The organism is Snodgrassella sp. W8124 (assembly GCF_016100875.1).
In the GTDB taxonomy this organism is placed as follows: Bacteria; Pseudomonadota; Gammaproteobacteria; order Burkholderiales; family Neisseriaceae; genus Snodgrassella; species Snodgrassella alvi.
In genome coordinates, this window is record NZ_JACFRP010000001.1 from 1,175,612 (window position 1) to 1,196,331 (window position 20,720).

At 38.2% G+C, this 20,720-nt stretch carries 16 protein-coding genes; 10 read left to right on the plus strand and 6 right to left on the minus strand.

Annotation, left to right across the window (positions count from 1 at the left end):
- Window positions 1-9 precede the first annotated feature (9 nt).
- A complete protein-coding gene (locus H3U73_RS05185; RefSeq protein ID WP_078475275.1) occupies window positions 10-978 on the plus strand; it encodes an FAD:protein FMN transferase in 969 nt (322 codons plus the stop codon).
- A gap of 74 nt (window positions 979-1,052) precedes the next feature.
- Here the strand turns inward: H3U73_RS05185 and hisC are convergent, their stop codons facing one another.
- From hisC to H3U73_RS05210, 5 genes are all read right to left on the minus strand, one after another.
- The gene (gene hisC / locus H3U73_RS05190; RefSeq protein ID WP_084551617.1) at window positions 1,053-2,111 is read right to left on the minus strand and encodes a histidinol-phosphate transaminase; all 1,059 of its coding nucleotides are present in this window, start codon (window positions 2,109-2,111) and stop codon (window positions 1,053-1,055) included.
- An 81-nt stretch (window positions 2,112-2,192) separates the two neighbouring features.
- Window positions 2,193-3,728: a SulP family inorganic anion transporter gene (locus tag H3U73_RS05195; protein WP_084551618.1), complete on the minus strand. Its 1,536-nt coding sequence runs from the start codon at window positions 3,726-3,728 to the stop codon at window positions 2,193-2,195.
- Between the two features lie 29 nt (window positions 3,729-3,757).
- Entirely contained in the window at window positions 3,758-4,945 is a 1,188-nt protein-coding gene (locus H3U73_RS05200) for a 5-(carboxyamino)imidazole ribonucleotide synthase (RefSeq protein WP_084551619.1), read from the minus strand.
- A gap of 479 nt (window positions 4,946-5,424) precedes the next feature.
- The gene (locus H3U73_RS10820) at window positions 5,425-6,015 is read right to left on the minus strand and encodes a ricin-type beta-trefoil lectin domain protein (protein ID WP_084551620.1); all 591 of its coding nucleotides are present in this window, start codon (window positions 6,013-6,015) and stop codon (window positions 5,425-5,427) included.
- 28 nt (window positions 6,016-6,043) lie between these two features.
- Entirely contained in the window at window positions 6,044-6,991 is a 948-nt protein-coding gene (locus H3U73_RS05210) for a class I SAM-dependent methyltransferase (RefSeq protein ID WP_084551621.1), read from the minus strand.
- Window positions 6,992-7,416: 425 nt separating this feature from the next.
- On the opposite strand from H3U73_RS05210, the gene H3U73_RS05215 reads away from it, so the two are divergent.
- The 8 genes from H3U73_RS05215 (at window position 7,417) to H3U73_RS05250 (ending at window position 17,946) form a co-directional block, all read left to right on the plus strand.
- The gene (locus H3U73_RS05215; protein ID WP_078475279.1) at window positions 7,417-8,748 is read left to right on the plus strand and encodes a DEAD/DEAH box helicase; all 1,332 of its coding nucleotides are present in this window, start codon (window positions 7,417-7,419) and stop codon (window positions 8,746-8,748) included.
- A 297-nt stretch (window positions 8,749-9,045) separates the two neighbouring features.
- On the plus strand, window positions 9,046-9,186 hold the full coding sequence (locus H3U73_RS05220; RefSeq protein WP_157785008.1) for a hypothetical protein: 141 nt from the start codon (window positions 9,046-9,048) through the stop codon (window positions 9,184-9,186).
- A 1,277-nt stretch (window positions 9,187-10,463) separates the two neighbouring features.
- Entirely contained in the window at window positions 10,464-11,003 is a 540-nt protein-coding gene (locus tag H3U73_RS05225; RefSeq protein WP_025330459.1) for an RNA pyrophosphohydrolase, read from the plus strand.
- A gap of 127 nt (window positions 11,004-11,130) precedes the next feature.
- Window positions 11,131-13,107 (plus strand): DNA topoisomerase IV subunit B, encoded by a 1,977-nt coding sequence (locus tag H3U73_RS05230; RefSeq protein WP_084551622.1) that lies wholly within the window; start codon window positions 11,131-11,133, stop codon window positions 13,105-13,107.
- A gap of 607 nt (window positions 13,108-13,714) precedes the next feature.
- The gene (locus tag H3U73_RS05235) at window positions 13,715-14,077 is read left to right on the plus strand and encodes a roadblock/LC7 domain-containing protein (RefSeq protein WP_078475281.1); all 363 of its coding nucleotides are present in this window, start codon (window positions 13,715-13,717) and stop codon (window positions 14,075-14,077) included.
- Window positions 14,078-14,522: 445 nt separating this feature from the next.
- The gene (locus tag H3U73_RS05240) at window positions 14,523-15,020 is read left to right on the plus strand and encodes a PAS domain-containing protein (protein WP_078475340.1); all 498 of its coding nucleotides are present in this window, start codon (window positions 14,523-14,525) and stop codon (window positions 15,018-15,020) included.
- Window position 15,021: 1 nt separating this feature from the next.
- The gene (locus H3U73_RS05245; protein ID WP_198190150.1) at window positions 15,022-15,768 is read left to right on the plus strand and encodes a phosphate/phosphite/phosphonate ABC transporter substrate-binding protein; all 747 of its coding nucleotides are present in this window, start codon (window positions 15,022-15,024) and stop codon (window positions 15,766-15,768) included.
- A 777-nt stretch (window positions 15,769-16,545) separates the two neighbouring features.
- Window positions 16,546-17,946, plus strand: coding sequence for a DHA2 family efflux MFS transporter permease subunit (locus H3U73_RS05250; protein WP_084551623.1), 1,401 nt, complete (start codon window positions 16,546-16,548; stop codon window positions 17,944-17,946).
- Window positions 17,947-18,197: 251 nt separating this feature from the next.
- Here the strand turns inward: H3U73_RS05250 and H3U73_RS05255 are convergent, their stop codons facing one another.
- Window positions 18,198-19,592 (minus strand): nucleobase:cation symporter-2 family protein, encoded by a 1,395-nt coding sequence (locus H3U73_RS05255; protein ID WP_084551624.1) that lies wholly within the window; start codon window positions 19,590-19,592, stop codon window positions 18,198-18,200.
- 224 nt (window positions 19,593-19,816) lie between these two features.
- On the opposite strand from H3U73_RS05255, the gene dapA reads away from it, so the two are divergent.
- Window positions 19,817-20,692: a 4-hydroxy-tetrahydrodipicolinate synthase gene (gene dapA / locus H3U73_RS05260; protein ID WP_025330452.1), complete on the plus strand. Its 876-nt coding sequence runs from the start codon at window positions 19,817-19,819 to the stop codon at window positions 20,690-20,692.
- Window positions 20,693-20,720 lie beyond the last annotated feature (28 nt).

Consider the following 20,720-nt stretch of genomic DNA (forward strand, 5'->3'; position numbering starts at 1 on the left):
TCATCACTTATGTCTGGTACAAGTTACACCTATAGCCAACAGTTAATGGGGACAACGGTTTCCCTGAAACTGTTCGTTGAAAACCTAACCGCAGTTTCTGCCGTTTTTAACGCTATAGAGCAACTGGAAGCTCAGTTAACGGTAAACCGCTACCACTCAGAGGTGATGGGCATTAACCATGCTGCCGGCAAACAGCCGGTAGCAGTAAGCAAACTGGTTTTTGATTTAATCAGTCAGGCTAAAGCAGCCAGCCTGTTACCTGACAGCAAGTTTAATCTGGCAATTGGTCCGTTGGTGAAATTATGGAAAATAGGTTTTAACGGACGCAGTATTCCGGAAAAGGATGAAATAGCCCGTAGATTAACACTGACTAACCCGAATCACATTGATCTGAACCGGACAAATCAAACTGTATATCTGGCTAAAGCTGGTATGGAAATTGATTTAGGAGCTATTGCCAAAGGCTATATTGCGGACATTATCAAATTGCTCTTAGCTCAATATAATATTTTTCAGGCAATTATCAATTGCGGAGGTAATGTACTAACAATCGGTTACTCACCAATTACTGCTGACAAGCAATGGCATATTGGTCTGAAACGCCCTTTTGCCGAGGCAAACAATCTGCTCGGAATCATACATGTCGAAGACAAATCAGTAGTCACTTCCGGCATTTATGAACGCTATTTCATTTTTAACGACCAGCTGTATCATCACATCCTTGATCCGCACACCGGCTATCCTCTGAATAATGAATTGCACAGTGTAACCATCATTTCAGATAACTCATTAACCGGAGATATTTATTCAACTATTTTCTATGGCTTAGGTATCAGACAAGGGTTGAGTGAACTGAAAAAAAAGCAAAATATCGGAGTCATATTCGTAACACGGGATAAAAAAATAATTATTCAATCCAATCAGCATTTCACATTTGAATTAACAGCAGATGATTATCAGCTCATCAGCTATTCTTAACTGCATTAACCGAACAAATACCTTTTATGATAATTTGCACTTTCCAGACGAGCAAAATCAGAATGTATATTTGTCTATGGATTCAGCATTTCTTCCAATACTTCAATCAGCCTTTGCTGCTGTTGCTGTGTTCCGACACTGATTCGTAAAAAATTATTGATTCTTTCCTGAGGAAAATGCCGAACCACTACACCATGCCGGCGTAACTCAGCAGCAATTTCCACAGCTGTTTTATTTTTATGACTTGCAAAGACAAAATTGGCCTGCGAAGGTAAAACCTCAAATCCGAGCTGAGACAGATGTTTAGTCAGCCAGATACGGTTTTCAATAACTTTGGCACAAGTTGAGCGAAAATAATTTTCATCTTCGAATGCTGCAATAGCGCCAGCTTGTGCTAAACGATCAAGCGGATAAGAATTAAAACTGTTTTTAACCCGCTCAAGTCCTTCAATCAGCTCTGCCTGCCCTAGTGCAAGACCAATCCGCATACCGGCAAGCGAACGAGATTTTGAAAGTGTCTGCACCACAAGCAGATTAGGATAATCAGCAATCAATGCCACCGCAGACTCACCGCCAAAATCAATATAGGCCTCATCTACCAGTACCACACAGTCCGGATTGGCTTGTAATATCTGCTCTACCTGAGCCAAAGGCAAAATACATCCGGTAGGTGCATTCGGATTAGGAAAAACAACTCCGGCCTGAGCACCATAATAATCAACCGGATTAATAGCGAAGTGCTCATCAAGCCGGATATAACGGGCCTCAACATCATATAACTGACAATAGACCGGATAAAAACTATAACTGATATCAGGTAATAATAATTGTTGTTTTCCCTGAAAAAAAGCAGCAAATGCCTGAGCCAGTACTTCGTCCGAACCATTACCCACAAAAATCTGCTCCCTGGACAAACCATAATAATCAGCAATGGTCTGTTTTAATCTATCTGCATTCGGATCAGGATATAAACGCAAATCTTCAGTAGCAGCCTGCATTGCTTTTAATACCAATGGAGAAGGCGGAAATGGATTTTCATTAGTATTCAGTTTAACCAGATTAGCTATTTTGGGCTGCTCTCCGGGTACATAAGGTTGCAGCTGTCTGGTTTTCTCACTCCAGAATCTACTCATTCTCTCTCCAGCCTGAATAAAATATTCAGTATTAAAATCTCAGAACTGACATTCATATCAACAATTATCATATTGAGCAAATCATGCTATTACAGGACCATTATTATACTTATGACATATTAACAAAGATTCAGCACTGAGGGTACTGAATTGCTCGGCTGATAAATAATCCAGCTTTTTAGCAATAAGTATACGGTATGTTTTTTCATTCAGACCACATACAAATAACATTTTTTCCTGCTGATGCAATCTACGGGCAAGAGCTTGTAAATGAAAAAATACAGTCACATCAGCATGACAGCCTGCACTCATATCCAGATATATTTTTTTAATATCCAGCGTATTAATAAGAAGATAGCTTTTATTCAGCAGCGTGCTGACATTAGCAAACAATAATATCTGCGGTAAAATGATAACCGCTTCTTGCGCAATAATCTGAACTTCAGGCAATAAAACCGGCCAGGCATGCATCCGGAGTGAATACCAGCACATTACTATCAGAGCAAAAGAAATCACCAGCCACAAACCCGTACAGACACCAAACAGAATAATCAGTATGGCAGATATACACAGCCACAATAAATCGCTCCATTGCCAGCAATATAAACGTAATTCACACCAGTTAATCTGAACACAAATAACATATAACGCAATTACTGCCAGCACAGGTAATGGTACATATGCCAGCCATGACCAGCAAAAAATCAGTGCCATAAGCAATAACATTGCTATCAGCGTATTACGCTTAATCCTGAGAACCTCATCAGCTATGTAGCCTAAACTGATTACCATACCTCCGGTGAATGCTGTCAGAATATTACTAAAACCAACCAGGCCAACATTACGCCTGAACTGATTAGATAAATACTGACAACTTTCCATATATATTAATAGTGCTATTGTGGCACTTAAAAAAAACAATAATGGCCAGTCAGCATGTACGGGATTCATAAATGGCCAGAGCTGAACATTTTGCTGAACCGGAGTAGCAATTCCGACTAGCGCAAACGGCCATATATAACTGAGAATCCATACCAGTAATAATACCCATAAAGCCTTGGGCTGAGTTTTGCTTCTCCATAATACCAGCAAGGCAAATGATAAACCGGCCAAAACCACACTTGGCCAATTCCAGCTTTGCCAATTAATCAGCAGTTCACACATTCCCTGCCATGAACTATTATTGGACTGCACACCTAAAATGACCGGAAAAAGCATGACAATCAGAGTCAGCGTCATACCCAAACCAATACCATGCCAGACTGGCCGTGCAATCCAGTTCAGACAATGTTTGGGTAATATCAGTGACATCAATATTAACCAGCCACCGGTAAACAGCGTAAGTAAACTGGCCACAGCAATACGTTCACTGACTACACCTGCATAATAGGCTATTGCCGCCATCAGCATTAGTGCGGAAAAAGGTGATGGTGTTAATAATATTTTTTTACTACCGCCCAAAAGCAGACTGCATAACAAAGCACACATCACACCTGCAATTGCCATAGAAACAGGTAAACCGGCAATACCAGCACAGGCTAGGGCCATTGGCAGGACATATCCCAATAATTTCCAGCCAGAAGAAAACCACGCCAATGGAGACAGTTTTGTGCTCATCAGTTTCAAGGTATTATCCTTTGTCCATGTCAACAGGATTTATCTAAAGCAGTCGAGCAAGAATTTTGAGCTGAGTTTTGCAAGTGAAGATGAAGATTGCGTGCTGTCTGCCATGCCTGATCAGGGTTATCAGCCAGAACAGTAAAATGTCCCATTTTACGGCCGGGTCTCACCTGTTTTTTTCCATACAGATGTAAACAGGCAGTTTTATGATTCAGAACAGCATTCCAGTCCGGTTCGCCGTTTTCAGGCCAGACATCACCAAGAATATTCGCCATACAGCAGGGCTTTAATAAATCTGAAGCTGCCGGAGGCAAACCACACATTAATCTTACCTGCTGCTGAAACTGATCAGCAATACAGGCATCTAAAGTGTAATGACCTGAATTATGCGGCCGGGGAGCAATTTCATTAACAATCAACTGCATATCATTGCCTACAACAAACATCTCAACTGCCAGTACCCCTTGATAATTCATGGCCTGAGCCAGCTTAAAAGCCATATTTTCAGCCTGCTTTAATATAGCCTGAGGTAGCCTTGCCGGTACTAATGAGTACGCCAGAATACCATTCTTATGCTGATTTTCTGCAGGCGGAAAACATACTGCATACTGATTATTCAGACGGGCAACCACTACTGATATTTCAGCACGTAAATCTACTTTTTTTTCCAGCACACAGCGCACATGCTGCAATTGAGTAAAAGCTTTACGCAATTCAGCGATTGAATCAACTGTTTTCTGTCCTTTTCCGTCATAACCCAGAGTAGCTGTTTTCAGAATACCCGGTAACAATTTTTTCAGAGAATCATTAATATCAGATTCCGTGCTGATAACAGCATAAGGCACGGTAACCAGACCGGCGCGGTCAATCCATTCTTTTTCCTGTTGCCTGTCCTGAGCAATTGCAACACAATCACCCGAGGGCGATACAACCGTATATTGTGCCAGCCAGCGCATTGAATCAGCACTTACATTTTCAAATTCAGTCGTAACAGCAGCACATTTGGCCATATGCTGCAAAGCATCAGCATCATCGAATACAGAACATAAATGTCTGTCAGCAAACTGTGCTGCGGGCGCATTCGGATCAGGATCCAGAACCGTTACCTGATAACCCATTGTTTTAGCAGCTACCGTAAACATTGCACCCAGCTGGCCGCCGCCCAGAATACCCAGCATCGCCGGCGGCAGAATACAGGAAGAAAAACAAGACATAGTGGTATTAAATTACCTTACCAAGAATATAAATAAAATTAGCTGAAATCAAAAATTCCTGCAATGAAAGTCATCAGTATGAAATCGCCTTTTCTCATACATATTCGTTATATTTCTACCTGATAAATCAGATTAATAGCTTAATTACTACTTCTTTAACAGCTATTATTCCACCAGTGAAAACACTGAAACAGGCAAAGTTTACACAGGTAAAACATAAATAAAACTAATGTCCGTATTTATGATTATAAATATAAAAACAAATTTTTCAAAAATTTAAAGCAATTTCATCAAGCATTATCTTAACATAATAAAATATAACATTACATAAACATGCAGAATTATATTTAAGTCAAAGTTATTTATTTTTACTAAACTTATCAATTAAACAAAAGATTACAAACATAGATTCGCATTATAAAATATAACAATAATTTTTATTGAATATATTTATTATATTAACAAATCTGTAAACAGATTTAATGAAACTGCTGACTTTTATCATTACTGCAAGGCCGCAATTGTAAATGTCCTTGTGAACCATCCACACATAAATTACTGTTTCTGTCACGAATCTGTCTGCCTGTAAACAACCAATTATTGTCCCTGTCCGGTTCACAGAAAACTGTCCCTACTGAATGATTTTTCACCGCAAGACAACGATTATTCAGCCACACTTGCCCCTGATGAAAATAAAAAGCCTCGCTGATTTCACCACCGGCACAGGAATCGAGTGCTACCGACTGCCAGACCGAAGACATGCCGTCATTACGCAGACAGCCATGGCTTACTGGCCGTAAACTAATACTGGATGCAATAGGATAAACTGGCGGATACGGAAGTGCAGCAGGATAAACCGGCGTATCCGTATAAATCACTGTTGCACCGGCAGGAGCATCAATATGTACTGTTTTATTAATGGTTGTAGTTGATGAAACGGGTAAATTAACATAAACATGACGTTCGCCACGACCTGAATGGTAGATAACAGCGGCCTCAGCTACAGAAAATAACCACTCTGACAAACTCAATACACCAAAAACTAAAAATAATTGTATAGCCCGAATCATTTTTATCTCCCGCAAATTAACCTTTTGATTAACGATGCCGGATTTCCCAGCATTGATGAATACGAGTATTGCGAAAATCTTCAGGTATTGTTTTTCTGGAAATATTATTTACATCATAACGTTGCTCCAGAACCGGATTTAAAGTAAAACTACGCAGATTATTTGAAAAATACAAACTACCCTGTTTCGATAATAAACGCATTGCACCATCTATCAGTTTTTCCTGATCCCGCTGAATATCCAGAATATCCAGCATTTTCTTACTATTTGAGAAACTTGGCGGATCCATTACAATCAAATCAAACTGTTTGTGATCTTCAACAGCTTTCTGCAAATATTGAAATACATCAGCACGAACAATCTGATGAGCCTGCATATCCAGCCCGTTCAATTCAAAATTTCGTTGTGCCCATTGCAGATAAGTATTCGAGAGATCTACAGTTTCGCTGAATAAAGCACCGCCAGTTGCAGCATATACTGAAAAACTGCCTGTATAAGCAAATAAATTCAAAAATCGTTTTCCCGCCGCTATATTGCCTATTTTCTGGCGAGTATTACGATGATCAAGAAATAAACCTGTATCCAGATATTTATCCAGATTCACCCAGAATGCACGCCCATGCTCATGAATTACAAAATCCGTACCCGTAACACCAGTTTTTTCATACTGATCTTTACCTTTTTGCCTTTGTCTTTTTTTCACATGAACATGTTCTTTAGGCAGACCAGTCACAAATAAAACAGCCTCCACTACTTCAGCCAACCATTTTTCATAGTCTGTCTTATGCATCAACCAGCCCGTATCATATTCTTGTAAATGTACATGATCGGCATAAATGTCAGCAGCAAATGGATACTGTGGAATATCCCGGTCATACATACGCCATGCCTCTATATCCTGACGTTGTGCCCATTTACGTAAATGCTTAATATTTTTGCCCAGACGATTGACAAAAGCACCAATATCTTCACTCATAAATAAAATTTTACATTTCTGCAATAAATACACTAACAGTCACATTGTAACGGAAAAAACCACAGAAACCTTCGCACATTTACATATATAGATATAATAGCGCTCTTGCTTAAAAAGACCATATCTCTTATAATTAAAAAGATAATATTTGAAACCATCGTTTGCAACCTTATTAAATACGGCGAATTCATTATTACTTTAATAGTTATGTAATGCCGCTCTCCCAACACTCGCAGCAATGCGTACGTTGTCTGGTTGTTGTCGATGTATAAAATACCTAAACACACACGCTTACGACAACCAATTGCTATCTTTCCTTTGTTATTTTCTTTTTGGCTTAAGCTAGCAACAGTTCCCTGTAATCTAATTTCACATCAATAAACTAGATTATCACGTTTGGTTGGTCGTTTAACCAAAGGAAAATCATGACATTGTCTTTTTCAGATTTAAAACTAGACAAACAACTCACCAATGCACTCACTGCTGCCGGCTACGAAAATCCAACACCAGTACAACTTGAATCTATTCCGGCAGTTCTGGATAACCAGGATTTAATGGTTTCCGCTCAAACTGGTTCTGGAAAAACAGCCGCATTTTTATTACCAACACTGCAAAAACTGCTCAAACGCAGTGAAAAATCAGGCAAAGGCCCGCGTGCTCTTGTATTAACACCTACACGCGAACTTGCTCAACAGGTAGAAAAAAACGCTCAGATTTATGGTAAAAACATGCCTTGGCTGCGCACAGTAACGTTGGTAGGCGGTACAGCTTTCGGTCAGCAAATCCGTGCATTATCCCGTCCGATTGATCTTATCGTAGCTACTCCGGGACGTCTGATGGATCACATGCGTCAGGGACGCATTGATTTTGGCCGGCTTGAAGTGCTTATTCTGGATGAAGCAGACAGAATGCTGGATATGGGTTTTATTGATGATATTGAGACCATAGTTGCCGCAACTCCTGCTGAACGTCAGACCCTGTTATTTTCAGCTACCTGGGATGGTATGGTAGGTAAACTTGCCGAAAAATTAACACATCAACCGCAAAAAATCGATATTGCTCGGGAAGAAAAACAAGGCAAAATTGATGAAAAACTGTATTACTGTGATGACATCCGGCATAAAAACCGTCTGCTTGATCATCTGTTGCGTGATACCAGTATTGATCAGGCAGTAATATTTACTGCCACCAAAGCTATGTCTGAACAGCTGGCTGATGAACTTTATGAAAAAGGCTTTTCGGCTAACTGTCTGCATGGCGATATGCCACAAGGCTGGCGTAACCGTACATTAATGGATTTACGCAAAGGCCGGATTAAAATACTAGTGGCTACTGATGTTGCCGCCCGTGGTATTGATGTACCAACCATTACACATGTCATTAATTATGATTTACCTAAGCAGGCTGAAGACTATGTACATCGTATCGGTCGTACAGGCCGTGCTGGCCGAACCGGTCTGGCCATTACTTTTGCTGAAGTAAACGAGTATATTAAAGTACATAAAATTGAACGCTACCTAAACCGCAAACTACCTGAGCAAACTATTGCCGGTATGGAACCGACACGTAAACGTGCTGGTAAAATAGCGAATAAAGGTCGCCGCTCCTATGGTAATCACAACAAAAATGGTAACTGGAATGCAAACCGCCGTCAGTCTGGCGAACAGCAACCAAACCGTTCCCGCCAGAACATTCCGGCTGCCCGTCAGAGAAACAGTCAGCCAAACAGACGTAGTAATAGCCAACCCAAGCAATAAGCTCCTCACTTTATCGTAATAAAAGGTCAGGCTACTGATTCAGACCTGACCTTTTAACAATTCTGCGGTTTTTCTATTTATCATTTCCTCTCAATTTAAAGACAGACATACATCACTGTCTTGCAATATTCTGTTATATCTTATATATTGTTTAATGAACTAATAAATTATTACGTTAAAAACAATATCCGAACTGATAACTGATCTGCATTATTAATTTATCAGTAAACTTATACTTCCAAGTTATAAATGACAACAGTTGGTGCCCCACACCAGCAAGCGAGAAAGGATTTAACTATGCAACATCGTCGTAGATTACAAATTTTTCAGGCAGCTAAACGCGCTGCTTTTTATCAACATACTCAGGCTGTAAATGGCAAAGAGCAAACTCCTGAAAATGAAAAAGCCATTCACAATTTCGAACCTGTTCATCAATAAAATTTTTGCTAAAAAAGAGCCCTATCTGCAGAGATAGGGCTCTTTTTAAATATGCTCTCTTTAATAAAAACTATAAATAATATTTTCGGAAAAGTTATTACCAGTAACAAATACCTATAAACTCATTACATCTTATTTATAATAAAATTTCAAATACAAAAAGATTGCAGTAATGTGGATTTTTTTCAGCTGAATTTGTTTTAATTCAATTATTGAGTACAGATTCAACTATTATAAATCGGTATGAAAATATTTTTTAATCAGTTATTCCTTAGTATATTTGACCACACTAAATTAAATAAAATTTTTTATAAATCAAACGATTGACAATACAATAAATATCATCATATCCCAGTCCTAAAATTGAATATCTTTGCGCTAAAATAAAAATATTAAATTTCTCTGCATCTGCATTCATTTTGTAAATGACTTTAATTTGACTAGATAGACATTTTTATCTTTTATATACCGTCCCACTATTTCAACCTTTTCAGGATTAAGCTCCAGGAGCAATATTAATTATCATCAGCTATACCAGTCACTATAATATAGATTCAACCACCCTCACTACAATATTGTTTTTCTTTTAGACAATTAATTTTATGATAATTGCTTAATATTAATAATTTTTTCAATTTAATATATACCCTTACCAACTGTTCAATCATTCATAGATTTAACAGAATTGTCTTTTTTAAAATATCAAAATGAAAATAAGCAGAATATTAGAAATAATAATTTACCTGTTTATCAGCATAAAGTTTATCTTTCGTCTAAAATATTGGAAATGAGAAAATATTTGGAAAAATAATTTTCGTATATCGTTTATTCCAAACGACCACATAATCCCAATGATATTCTATTGATAGATAAAGAAAGATACGTTTTTTACGCTTTTAACTGATTTAATATTTACACAATTATCTGGTTTCTGAAAACTATAAATAAAATATAAAACAAATACACTACTCTATATGAATAATAAACTTCGCCGGATTTTTCATACATCAGTTCGAATTGAATCATAATAATTAATAACAAGACTAATTAAATACCCAATCTGAATGATTAAAACTCATCCAGATATCTAATTAATCATTAATAATAGATTTCACCAATATTATTTATAGCTAAATCCAGATTTTTAACTGAAAATTTCCATATGCCAATATAATATAAAAATTTACTTAATTTAATTTGATATTTCACATTTAATCCTTACTAGTCTCACTGCCTGATTTGTGCGAAAATTCAATTTATTTATTGGGCGAACTACCATGTTAGACAGAGAAGGTTATCGCCCCAATGTCGGGATAATCATTACTAACGACCATAACGAGGTTTTTTGGGGCAAGCGTGTACATGAACACTCTTGGCAGTTTCCGCAAGGCGGTATTAAGCCGGGTGAAAGCCCGGAAGCCGCCATGTATCGTGAACTCATGGAAGAAGTCGGCCTGCTGCCGCATCATGTCAAAATAATCGGACGCACCCGGGACTGGTTACGTTATGATGTACCTACACATTGGATCAAACGCGAATGGCGGGGTTCTTATAAAGGCCAAAAACAGATCTGGTATTTGCTGCGTCTAACCGGACGGGAAAGTGATGTTCATCTGCGAGCAACCCATCATCCTGAATTTGATGCATGGCGTTGGCACCAATACTGGGCTCCAGTTGATGAAGTTATTGAATTCAAAAGAAATGTCTATTTGAATGCATTACACGAGCTTTCACGCTTTTTACACGAACTGCCCAGCTGGACTGAATTTGTTCAAACTCGACAAAATCATGATGATAAATACTCACTGGCAGAATGATTGCCTGTGAATAGTTCTGTATTGAAGATTCCGCCAAAATTCTGAATCTGAAACAAATTACCGAAAAAATAAATTTTTTACGGTAATTTGTTTTATATTGCGATTAATACTTATCTAAAAATAAATTATGAGCAAATCCACAACTTATGATGAATCCAGTGTCACCGTTCTGAAGGGTCTGGCACCGGTTAAAGAACGCCCTGGTATGTATACCAGAACGGATAGCCCTACTCATATCATTCAGGAAGTAATTGATAATGCCGCAGACGAAGCTCTGGGCGGCTATGCACAAAATATCGATGTTACTCTGAATCGCGATGGATCCGTTACCGTCAGAGACAATGGTCGCGGTATTCCCACCGGATTACACCCAACCGAAAAAGTACCCGTAATTGAACTGGTTTTCACCCAACTACATGCTGGTGGTAAATTCAATAAAAAAAGCGGCGACGGTGCTTATGCTTTTTCAGGTGGCTTACATGGTGTAGGCGTTTCCGTGACCAATGCACTGTCTTCCCGGCTTGAAGTTACTGTCAAAAGAGCCGGAAATATTTACCATATTGCCTTTGCTGGTGGTGACGTCATTAAGCCTTTGTCTGTAACCGGCAAATGCGCCGTTAAAGACAGTGGTACCGAAGTTCGTATCTGGCCTGACGGACATTACTTCGATAATCCGCAATACAATCTGCCGGAACTGGAACGCAATTTACGTGCTAAAGCTGTTTTATTACCCGGCGTGAATGTTACCCTTACCCGCTACCAGAATGCTACGGATGAAGCTCAGACACAAAACTGGCATTATCCGAATGGCCTGAAAAGCTATTTACTTGACTTACTTTCAGATAGCCAGACTGCCACACCCATTTTCTCAAGTGAAAATTATTTAAACTCAAATCATGGAACTGACTTTAATCAGGGTGAAGGTGCAGCTTTCGCTCTGACATGGCTGGAAGACGGACATACACCAAGTGAAAGCTACGTTAATCTGATCCCTACCGCGTTAGGCGGCACTCATGAAGCCGGGCTGAAACAGGCAGTTTTTCACGCTGTAAACAACTTTATCAATCATCATAATTTACTTCCACGCGGCGTAAAACTACAGTCAGATGATGTTTTTTCACGCGTTGCCTTTGTTCTCTCTGCACGGTTGCTCGATCCTCAGTTTCAAGGGCAGACAAAAGACAAATTAACCAGTCGTGATGCACTCAAACTGGTAGCTGCAGTATGTAGTGATCCATTAGAACTCTGGTTAAACCAGAATATCGATACAGGTAAAAAAATAGCTGAACTGGCTATTAGTCAGGCTCAGGCGCGAATGCGTTCAACTAAAAAAATTGAAAAGAAAAAAGGTTCTGGCGTAGCTGTTTTACCAGGCAAACTTACTGACTGCGAAAGTGAAGACATCCGAGAAAATGAATTGTTTCTGGTAGAAGGTGATTCAGCCGGCGGCTCAGCTAAACTGGCCCGGGATAAAAATACTCAGGCAATTCTTCCATTGCGCGGTAAAGTTTTAAACAGTTTTGAAATTCATCGCGACCAATTGTTTGGTAATGCAGAAATACATGATATTTCTGTTGCCATCGGAGTAGACCCCCACGGTAGAAACGATAATCCTGATTTATCTGGCTTACGCTATGGAAAAATAGCCATCTTATCAGATGCTGATGTTGATGGTGCTCATATACAGGTTCTATTACTCACCTTGTTTTATACCCATTTCCCGCGACTGATAGAGACCGGACACATTTATGTAGCCCAACCACCACTTTTTCGTATAGATGTAAATGCACAGGGTAAAAGCAAACCTGCACGCAAGATTTATGCTCAGGATGAGGCAGAACTGGAAAGCATTAAAGACAGACTGCAACTAGAAAAAAGTACTTATCACATAAATCGCTTTAAAGGTTTAGGCGAAATGAATCCTGATCAGCTCAAGGATACTACCATGAATCCGGATACACGCCGTCTGTTGCAAGTACATATTCCCGATGAAGAAAACAGTGAAACCCGAAATATTTTTATCAAATTAATGGGAAAAGGTGAAGCAGCTTCCAGAAGAGTATGGATGGAAGCTGAAGGAGATAAAGTAGAAGCCGATATTTGAAATTAACCTAACAAACAGGTTGTTTATCATATTGAGAACAACCTGTTTAAATTAATTTATATATTAAACAACAAAATAAACATAATTAACATTATCAAACTATAAGGGCACTAATTTCACTTAATTGTCTTTTTAATAAATAACATTAATTTAAATTTGTAAAATATATAAGCAAACTTACAACACACTATTAATTTATATATTAATATGCACTAAAAAAGTAAGATTTTAATATTTAAAACAATTCATTTACCATTAGTTAAGCATAGAATTAAACATATATTCGCAGTCTCAATAGCATATAAAATATAAAAAATGAGATAACATTTGATAAATATCAAACTTTAGCTAAGTTGACAGGATTATATTACGCAATCTACTATCTAAAATGCTATAATTTCATTTACATTTCAATAAAATTCAATAAACTGTAACAATAGCTTTCATTGGTTCTGAATAATTATAGATAAACTAAAAAATAAAGAAATGTAAATAAAATAGAAAGCTTAAATAAAGATAATTAATAAAATTTAATAACATTTTTTTGCAAAAACATTCACCCATCTTTATAATTGACAAAGTTACAGTCAATTTAAGAGGAATTTCCATGAAATATGATTTTATCGACGGCGTATTGAAAACCCTGAACAGTACACCCGACATTACATCTTCAGCAGTTATCTCAACTGATGGTTTGCCAATTGCTTCAGCTTTGCAGAGTGGCATGGATGAAGACCGTATTGGTGCAATGGCTGCAGCATTACTGTCTCTGGGTAATCGTTCTGCAAAAGAGGTATTAAAAGGTACTCTGGACAATACCATTATTCATACTGATAAAGGCTACATGCTGCTGTTTCAGGCCTCTGAAGCTATTCTGTTAACCATTACTACCACTCATGAAGCCAAATTAGGTCTGATTCTGTTTGAAGCTAAACGGGCATTGAAAGAATTAGCTGACCATTTTAGTTAATAATCAATTTGCTTGATCTGAAATATGCAATGCTATTTAAATACCCGCTCATGCAAATTTGAAATTAACACGTTTTATTGCAGTTTATAATACTGTAAAAATAAGCTTTAAAATCAGGCAGTACTCTTGTATTCGGATATTTTCTGAATTCTGACTAAATTGCTGTTAGTCAAACCTAAAGAAAACTAAAGCTAAAACTAAATTTATTGCATGAAAGGGCGTTTAAATGTTTTATAACTATATTGAAACGCATCGCATATATGTATTGGGTAATATTTAAAATCCCGATTGTATGCATTTCCAGAAATTTATATTAGCAGTAAATTTATTAAAGTAGAAAGAATAAACTACTGTAAGAAAAATAAAAAATCTGAAATGCATTTCTATTAAGCACACTCATTCTTTATCAGATTAAACCAAAATTGAAGGACAGATAAATATGGATATGAGTCGTTGGATTCAGCCAAAGCCTGAAGGTGAATTTTCAGAGTATAAAATTAAGCATTATCAGCAAGACGGAGAATCAACAGTATATGTAACTCATCAGGAATTTCCTTATCCTGATGGTGCTTTAATTGTATCACGTACAGATCTTAACGGTATTATCACGCATGCCAATGACGTCTTTGTTGATATCAGTGGCTGGGCACGTGATGAAATTATTGGTGCTCCACACTGCCTTTTACGTCATCCTGACATGCCAAAAGCTCCATTTGCCGATATGTGGGAAACCTTGCAAAGAGGCGAACGCTGGTACGGTTATGTTAAAAACTTACGAAAAGATGGCGGCCATTACTGGGTATACGCCACTGTAATTCCGAACTTACGTCAAGGCAAAGTGATTGGCTATAGCTCAATTCGTCGCAAACCAAGCCGTGAACGTGTTAACGAAATGAGTGCCAAGTATATAGAAATGCTGAAAACTGAACAGGAAGGAAAATAATATGCTGAGTTTAATGGTTGTACCCGATTATTTGCCTGATCAGTTCAGCACATGGTATTTGCTAAATAATTACCTGCAAAAGAAAAGCAATCAGAATATTTCTCTGATTATGCCTCCTTCATTTGATGAAGTAAAAGCACAGCAAGATAAAGAAAAAGTCTCTATGCTTTTTGTTAATCCGTTTGCTGCCGGTAATTATGTACGTGAACAAGGTTATTTACCACTGGTTAAACCTAAAAATCAACCAGATGAGATTGTAATTGTTACTGCGGCTGATTCGGAAATTAATGCTATTGAAGAGCTCAAAGGTACTGTTGAACTGGCTCTTTCCAATAATGAAGATGCCAACTTTATTGGTTTGCGTTTGCTTGAACCAGCTAATCTGAGCGATGATGAGCTGGTTATCAATCGTAAAGATAACTTCCTTATGGTAGCTTCCAGTGTTATCCGCCAACAAGCAAAAATTGGCATTATTCAAGCTGAAGTATATGACAGCTTTAACTCTGTTACCAAAGATCAGTTAAAAGTATTACTGAAAAGCCGGATTAATGAAGTATCTCATGTCATGTTATATCATAAAGATATAGCTGATAAAGCAGAGCCGTTGAGAGAGATATTATGCAAAATGGCAGGCGATTCTGATGGCGCTACTATTGTTAAAGCATTAAGTTTTCCAGAAGGTTTTACCGAGTTATCTGAAGAAGATATGGAATTCATGATTGATGTTGTAGACACATTACGTATGTAAGTCTATTACTGCATTCTAGGCCGTGTTAGCTTTATTAAGCTAACACGGTTTATTTTATATCTAATCTTTTTGTTTATATAAACAGAGTAGATATTATCCATGTACAACCTATATAAATTTTTTGAGATTTATTCAATACTTTCTCATTTTATAATTATCCACCTTATTTGAAAAATTTTTTTATAAGCCGGATACTAAAAGCAAGCTTGTACTTAACAGCATCTGCAATAATAAATTTATCTTATATTCATAATGATATATACGCAATGACTATTATTTAATATATCTGAATATTTTGTTTTTTACGCTAAATTTATAATGATTACTTTGTATGTTTGTTAGCTTTTTCCATTGTAGTGAAGCAATGTGTCTTCTGGTAAACAAGTTTAATAAATGTAAAAAACAGATATACCTTAAATAATCCATATACTGGCATTTTTCACCAGACTTTTATATAAGCTTAAATATGATTCAGAAAAAATAAAATAATATCTATCTATACAATTATCCGAACATTATAAACAAACTCAACAAACCTATATTTTATAAAAAATTACTTATCAGAATTTGGTAATGCATGCCTGCTTCGCATTATTAATCTACCATAATAAAACATATATCAACCTTAAAGCATAAACACTTCTTATATACATTTATTATCTTAAAATTATGAATATAAAAAATATACTTTCATAAATTTATGCTTTTATATTAACAAAATAATGCATTACATGAGTCTGTTATAATAAATGAATACATTATTGATAAACAACAATTATGGCTTCTATTAACGACAGTAAACCTTCTCGCTTTTTGCCCATTTTGTTGGCTATAGCCATTTTTATGCAGCAGCTGGATGCTACTATCCTGAATACTGCTCTGCCCTCAATGGCTGCCGATCTTGGGCAGTCACCGCTTAATATGCAATCGGCAATTATTGCCTATGCGCTAACGCTAGCAATAATGATGCCTTTGTCTGGTTTTCTGTCGGATAAATTAGGAACTCGTAAACTCTTTATGGGTTCTATGGTCATATTTATTATTGGATCTGTACTGTGTGCTGCAAGTAATAATCTGGCTTTGCTGGTACTGGCCAGAATCATTCAGGGTTTAGGCGGCGCAATGCTAACACCGGTAGCCCGTTTAACCATGATGCAGGCCTACGACCGCTCTAAACTCATAACTGTTATGAACTATGCCATCATGCCGGCACTGATCGGACCGGTACTGGGGCCAATTATTGGTGGCTATCTTGTTGTATATACCAGCTGGCACTGGATATTTTTGCTTAATGTACCGATAGGGTTATTAGGATTATTGGTTACCTGGTATATCATGCCCAATTTTAACCGTCCGGCAAATTACTTTGATGGATTAGGTTTCTTTCTGTTTTCGGCATCTGCTTTTTGCATGACGCTTACTTTCGAAACCATGTCACATGCTAATAATATTTTATTTGGTTGTATGATGGCTATTGCTGGTATTGGCGCTTTATTTGCCTATCTTGCTCATGCACGCCAGAACAACTGTGCTTTGTATCCTCCGCATTTAATTCTGGTGCGTACATTTCGTCTGGGACTGGCAGGTAATTTAGTAAGCCGCCTTGGCATGAGCGCCCTGCCTTTATTATTGCCTTTATTATTTCAGGTTGCTTTTAACTATGATGCGGTAAATTCAGGCTGGCTGCTGATGCCTCTTGCTTTGGCGGCTATATTTGCCAAACCCTTTCTGAAGCCTTTAATGAATCATTTTGGTTATCGTAATACACTTGCCTGGAACACACGTATTATCGGTATACTGATTATGTCACTCGCTTTAATCAGTGCCAGTACACCGCAATGGTTGATATTATTACATCTGTGTATTTTGGGCGCCTGTAACTCTTTGCAGTTTACTGGTATGAATACCATTACGCTGGCTGACTTACGTCCTAATCAGGTTAGCAGCGGCACCAGTCTGATGGCTGTTAACCAGCAACTGGCATTAAGTTTCGGTATAGCAATTGGCGCATTACTTTTACAATCTTTCAGTCGTGCCAGCTTTATCAATCACAATATTATTACCGCGTTTCGCATTACTTTTATTATTCTCGGCGTATTCACCCTGCTTTCAAGCTGGATATTTGCCCGTCTGCATTCAACTGACGGTGCTAATCTGCTTTCAAAGGAAAAAGCATAGATTAACAATTTTCTGAATCCTGACAAAACAAACTCCTTACCTGTCGGATATTGTTATCAAATCTAAGAATAATACAAAATTAAAAGTAATTTTTAATACAATACTAATACCACCCAGAATTACAAATAATTAAACTTTTCCCTATAACTTATAGTATTCATTAATTAAAGTAGAATTTACTATTTAAAATCATTATTTTAAATTTATAAAAAAGCTGCCAATATTTTCGGCAGCCTTTTTTCAGATATTAATTAATGTGGAATGTCGTCACTTAAATAAACAGCCGGTTCACTTTTATCATGTGGCAACACTATATTTAGAATAATCGCTACAATTCCGCCCATACAAATCGGATTTTGAAACAATATTGGTAACTGAGCAAATACTTCCGGTTCAAAAGCCACACCCAAACCAAGCCCCAGTGATGTAGCACAAATAACTGCTTCACGGCGTCGAATACCGGCAGTAATAATAATTCTGATTCCGGCAGTGACAATCAAACCGAACATAACCACCATTGCGCCGCCTAAAACCGGACTGGGAATAGTGGTAAAAATAGCACCAACCCATGGAAATAAGCCAAGTATAATCAGAATAGCAGCAATATATTTACCGACATACCGGGAAGCAACTCCCGTCATCTGAATTACGCCATTATTCTGGGCAAAAGTGGTTAACGGCAATGAACCCAGTGCTGTAGCAATTACGGATACCAGACCATCAGCCATTACCCCGCCGCGTAAACGGTTTGTGTACAACGGACCATCTACCGGTTGATTAGAAATCATGGCGGTAGCAGTTAAATCACCTACTGCTTCAAATACACTTAAAAGATAAATGGTACCGGCCACCATAAAGGCATGCCAGTCAAAAGCAAAGCCGTATTTAAATGGAATTGGTATTGTAATTAAGGGTAAATCGTGCAGATTGGAAAAATCTACAATGCCCATAAAAATTGCAATTACATAACCTGATATTAAACCTACTGCAATGCCGGCCATACGCCACCATGCATTTTTAAAACAGTTAAATAACAATACAGTAAACAGTACAAATGTAGACAGAGCCAGATTAGACCATGAACCGAAAGTATGATTTGCTTTTGCAGTAAGACCACCGCCAAAGTCAGTAATACCGACATGAATAAGGCTCAGGCCTATCATCAATACCACAACTCCGCTTACAGTAGGTGTGATGATTTTTTTCAGAAAAGGTAACAGCCATGATGCCCCGATTACTAAAAAGGCGCCCACGAATGAGACGCCCAGTAAAGTTGAAATCATAGTATTTTCATTCATCCCGCTTTCTTTCATGCCCAGCCCCAGCGCAATCATGACAGTGACAAATGAAAAATTAACTGATTGAATTGATAACAGCCCCGAACCAATAACACCAAAGCGGTGTACCTGAATATAAGTACCTACACCTGAAGCTACCATAGACATTGAGACCAGATAAGCAGTCATGTCAGCCGGCAGTTTCAGCGCACCGCCCACCACAAGAGCCGGCGCCACCATAGGAACAAAAAGAGCGAGTAAATGGGTTAATGCACTGAGCAAACCATTTAAAACAGGAGGTTTTTCCTCCAGACCATAGACCAAATCAGAGTGTTCATTCTGCTTACGAACAGAGGAATTATCGGCCATGTCATCCTTCCTTATTTGCTTTATGCATGTGTGAAATGTATATAAAGCAGCGTATTTTAAGCGATACGGCACTGTTTAATCCAGAGCAAACTATTGAGGAATAGAATCTTTAACACAAGCAAACTACTTTTATCAAAAGTGGTTCGAATACCGGCAGTTTTCCATGTAAGCAAAAAATACGCTACAATCATCACATTTTTAGCTCACCTGTAAAGGGTAGAATTATGTTGACAGGCAGCCTGGTTGCCATCGTAACGCCTATGCATGAAGATGGCAGTATTGATTATGAACAATACAAACAGCTTATTGACTGGCATATCGAGTCCGGAACCGATGCCATTGTCGCCGTGGGAACAACCGGTGAATCAGCCACACTCAGCGTGGATGAGCATTTGAATGTCATCAAAACTGCTGTAGAACATGTAGCCGGACGTGTGAAAGTAATTGCCGGTACTGGCGCCAACAATACTCATGAAGCAATTTATCTGGCTCAGGAGGCTCAGCAGGCTGGTGCAGATATGACTTTGTCTGTAGTACCCTACTACAATAAACCGAATCAGGAAGGTATCTACCGCCACTTTAAAACTATTGCCGAAGCAACCAGTATCCCCATGATTTTGTATAATGTCCCGGGTCGCACTGTTGCCGATATGCAACCGGACACAGCCTTACGTCTGGCAGAAATTGACAATATTGTTGGTATTAAAGAAGCCACTGGCAACATTGGCCGTGCATGTTATCTGTTTAAGCACGTACCTGAAAATTTTGCAGTTTATTCCGGTGATGATCCTACTGCCCTGGCATTTTTACTGTGCGGTGGTCATGGTGTGATCAGCGTTACTGCTAACGTTGCTCCGAAATTGTTTGCAGATATGTGTCATGCAGCTTTGCGCGGAGATATTACCGGTGCACGCGCTTTAAATGATAAATTACAGCGTCTGCATGGTGATCTTTTCTGTGAACCAAGCCCTGCACCAACGAAATGGGCACTGTCTAAACTGGGTAAAATCAATCCGGTTTGCCGACTGCCTATTACTGAATTAACTCCTGCCGGACAGGCTGTCGTGTTAGCCGCCATGCAGGAAGCCGAATTAATTTAAACACAAGCCTACATTGTCATTGTAATGC

What these genes read in the sequence shown, in the direction of transcription:
- H3U73_RS05185 (WP_078475275.1), top strand. Translation starts at nt 10, where the DNA reads ATGTCTGGTACAAGTTACACCTATAGCCAACAGTTAATGGGGACAACG.
- hisC (WP_084551617.1), bottom strand. Translation starts at nt 2,111, where the DNA reads ATGAGTAGATTCTGGAGTGAGAAAACCAGACAGCTGCAACCTTATGTA.
- H3U73_RS05195 (WP_084551618.1), bottom strand. Translation starts at nt 3,728, where the DNA reads ATGAGCACAAAACTGTCTCCATTGGCGTGGTTTTCTTCTGGCTGGAAA.
- H3U73_RS05200 (WP_084551619.1), bottom strand. Translation starts at nt 4,945, where the DNA reads ATGTCTTGTTTTTCTTCCTGTATTCTGCCGCCGGCGATGCTGGGTATT.
- H3U73_RS10820 (WP_084551620.1), bottom strand. Translation starts at nt 6,015, where the DNA reads ATGATTCGGGCTATACAATTATTTTTAGTTTTTGGTGTATTGAGTTTG.
- H3U73_RS05210 (WP_084551621.1), bottom strand. Translation starts at nt 6,991, where the DNA reads ATGAGTGAAGATATTGGTGCTTTTGTCAATCGTCTGGGCAAAAATATT.
- H3U73_RS05215 (WP_078475279.1), top strand. Translation starts at nt 7,417, where the DNA reads ATGACATTGTCTTTTTCAGATTTAAAACTAGACAAACAACTCACCAAT.
- H3U73_RS05220 (WP_157785008.1), top strand. Translation starts at nt 9,046, where the DNA reads ATGCAACATCGTCGTAGATTACAAATTTTTCAGGCAGCTAAACGCGCT.
- H3U73_RS05225 (WP_025330459.1), top strand. Translation starts at nt 10,464, where the DNA reads ATGTTAGACAGAGAAGGTTATCGCCCCAATGTCGGGATAATCATTACT.
- H3U73_RS05230 (WP_084551622.1), top strand. Translation starts at nt 11,131, where the DNA reads ATGAGCAAATCCACAACTTATGATGAATCCAGTGTCACCGTTCTGAAG.
- H3U73_RS05235 (WP_078475281.1), top strand. Translation starts at nt 13,715, where the DNA reads ATGAAATATGATTTTATCGACGGCGTATTGAAAACCCTGAACAGTACA.
- H3U73_RS05240 (WP_078475340.1), top strand. Translation starts at nt 14,523, where the DNA reads ATGAGTCGTTGGATTCAGCCAAAGCCTGAAGGTGAATTTTCAGAGTAT.
- H3U73_RS05245 (WP_198190150.1), top strand. Translation starts at nt 15,022, where the DNA reads ATGCTGAGTTTAATGGTTGTACCCGATTATTTGCCTGATCAGTTCAGC.
- H3U73_RS05250 (WP_084551623.1), top strand. Translation starts at nt 16,546, where the DNA reads ATGGCTTCTATTAACGACAGTAAACCTTCTCGCTTTTTGCCCATTTTG.
- H3U73_RS05255 (WP_084551624.1), bottom strand. Translation starts at nt 19,592, where the DNA reads ATGGCCGATAATTCCTCTGTTCGTAAGCAGAATGAACACTCTGATTTG.
- dapA (WP_025330452.1), top strand. Translation starts at nt 19,817, where the DNA reads ATGTTGACAGGCAGCCTGGTTGCCATCGTAACGCCTATGCATGAAGAT.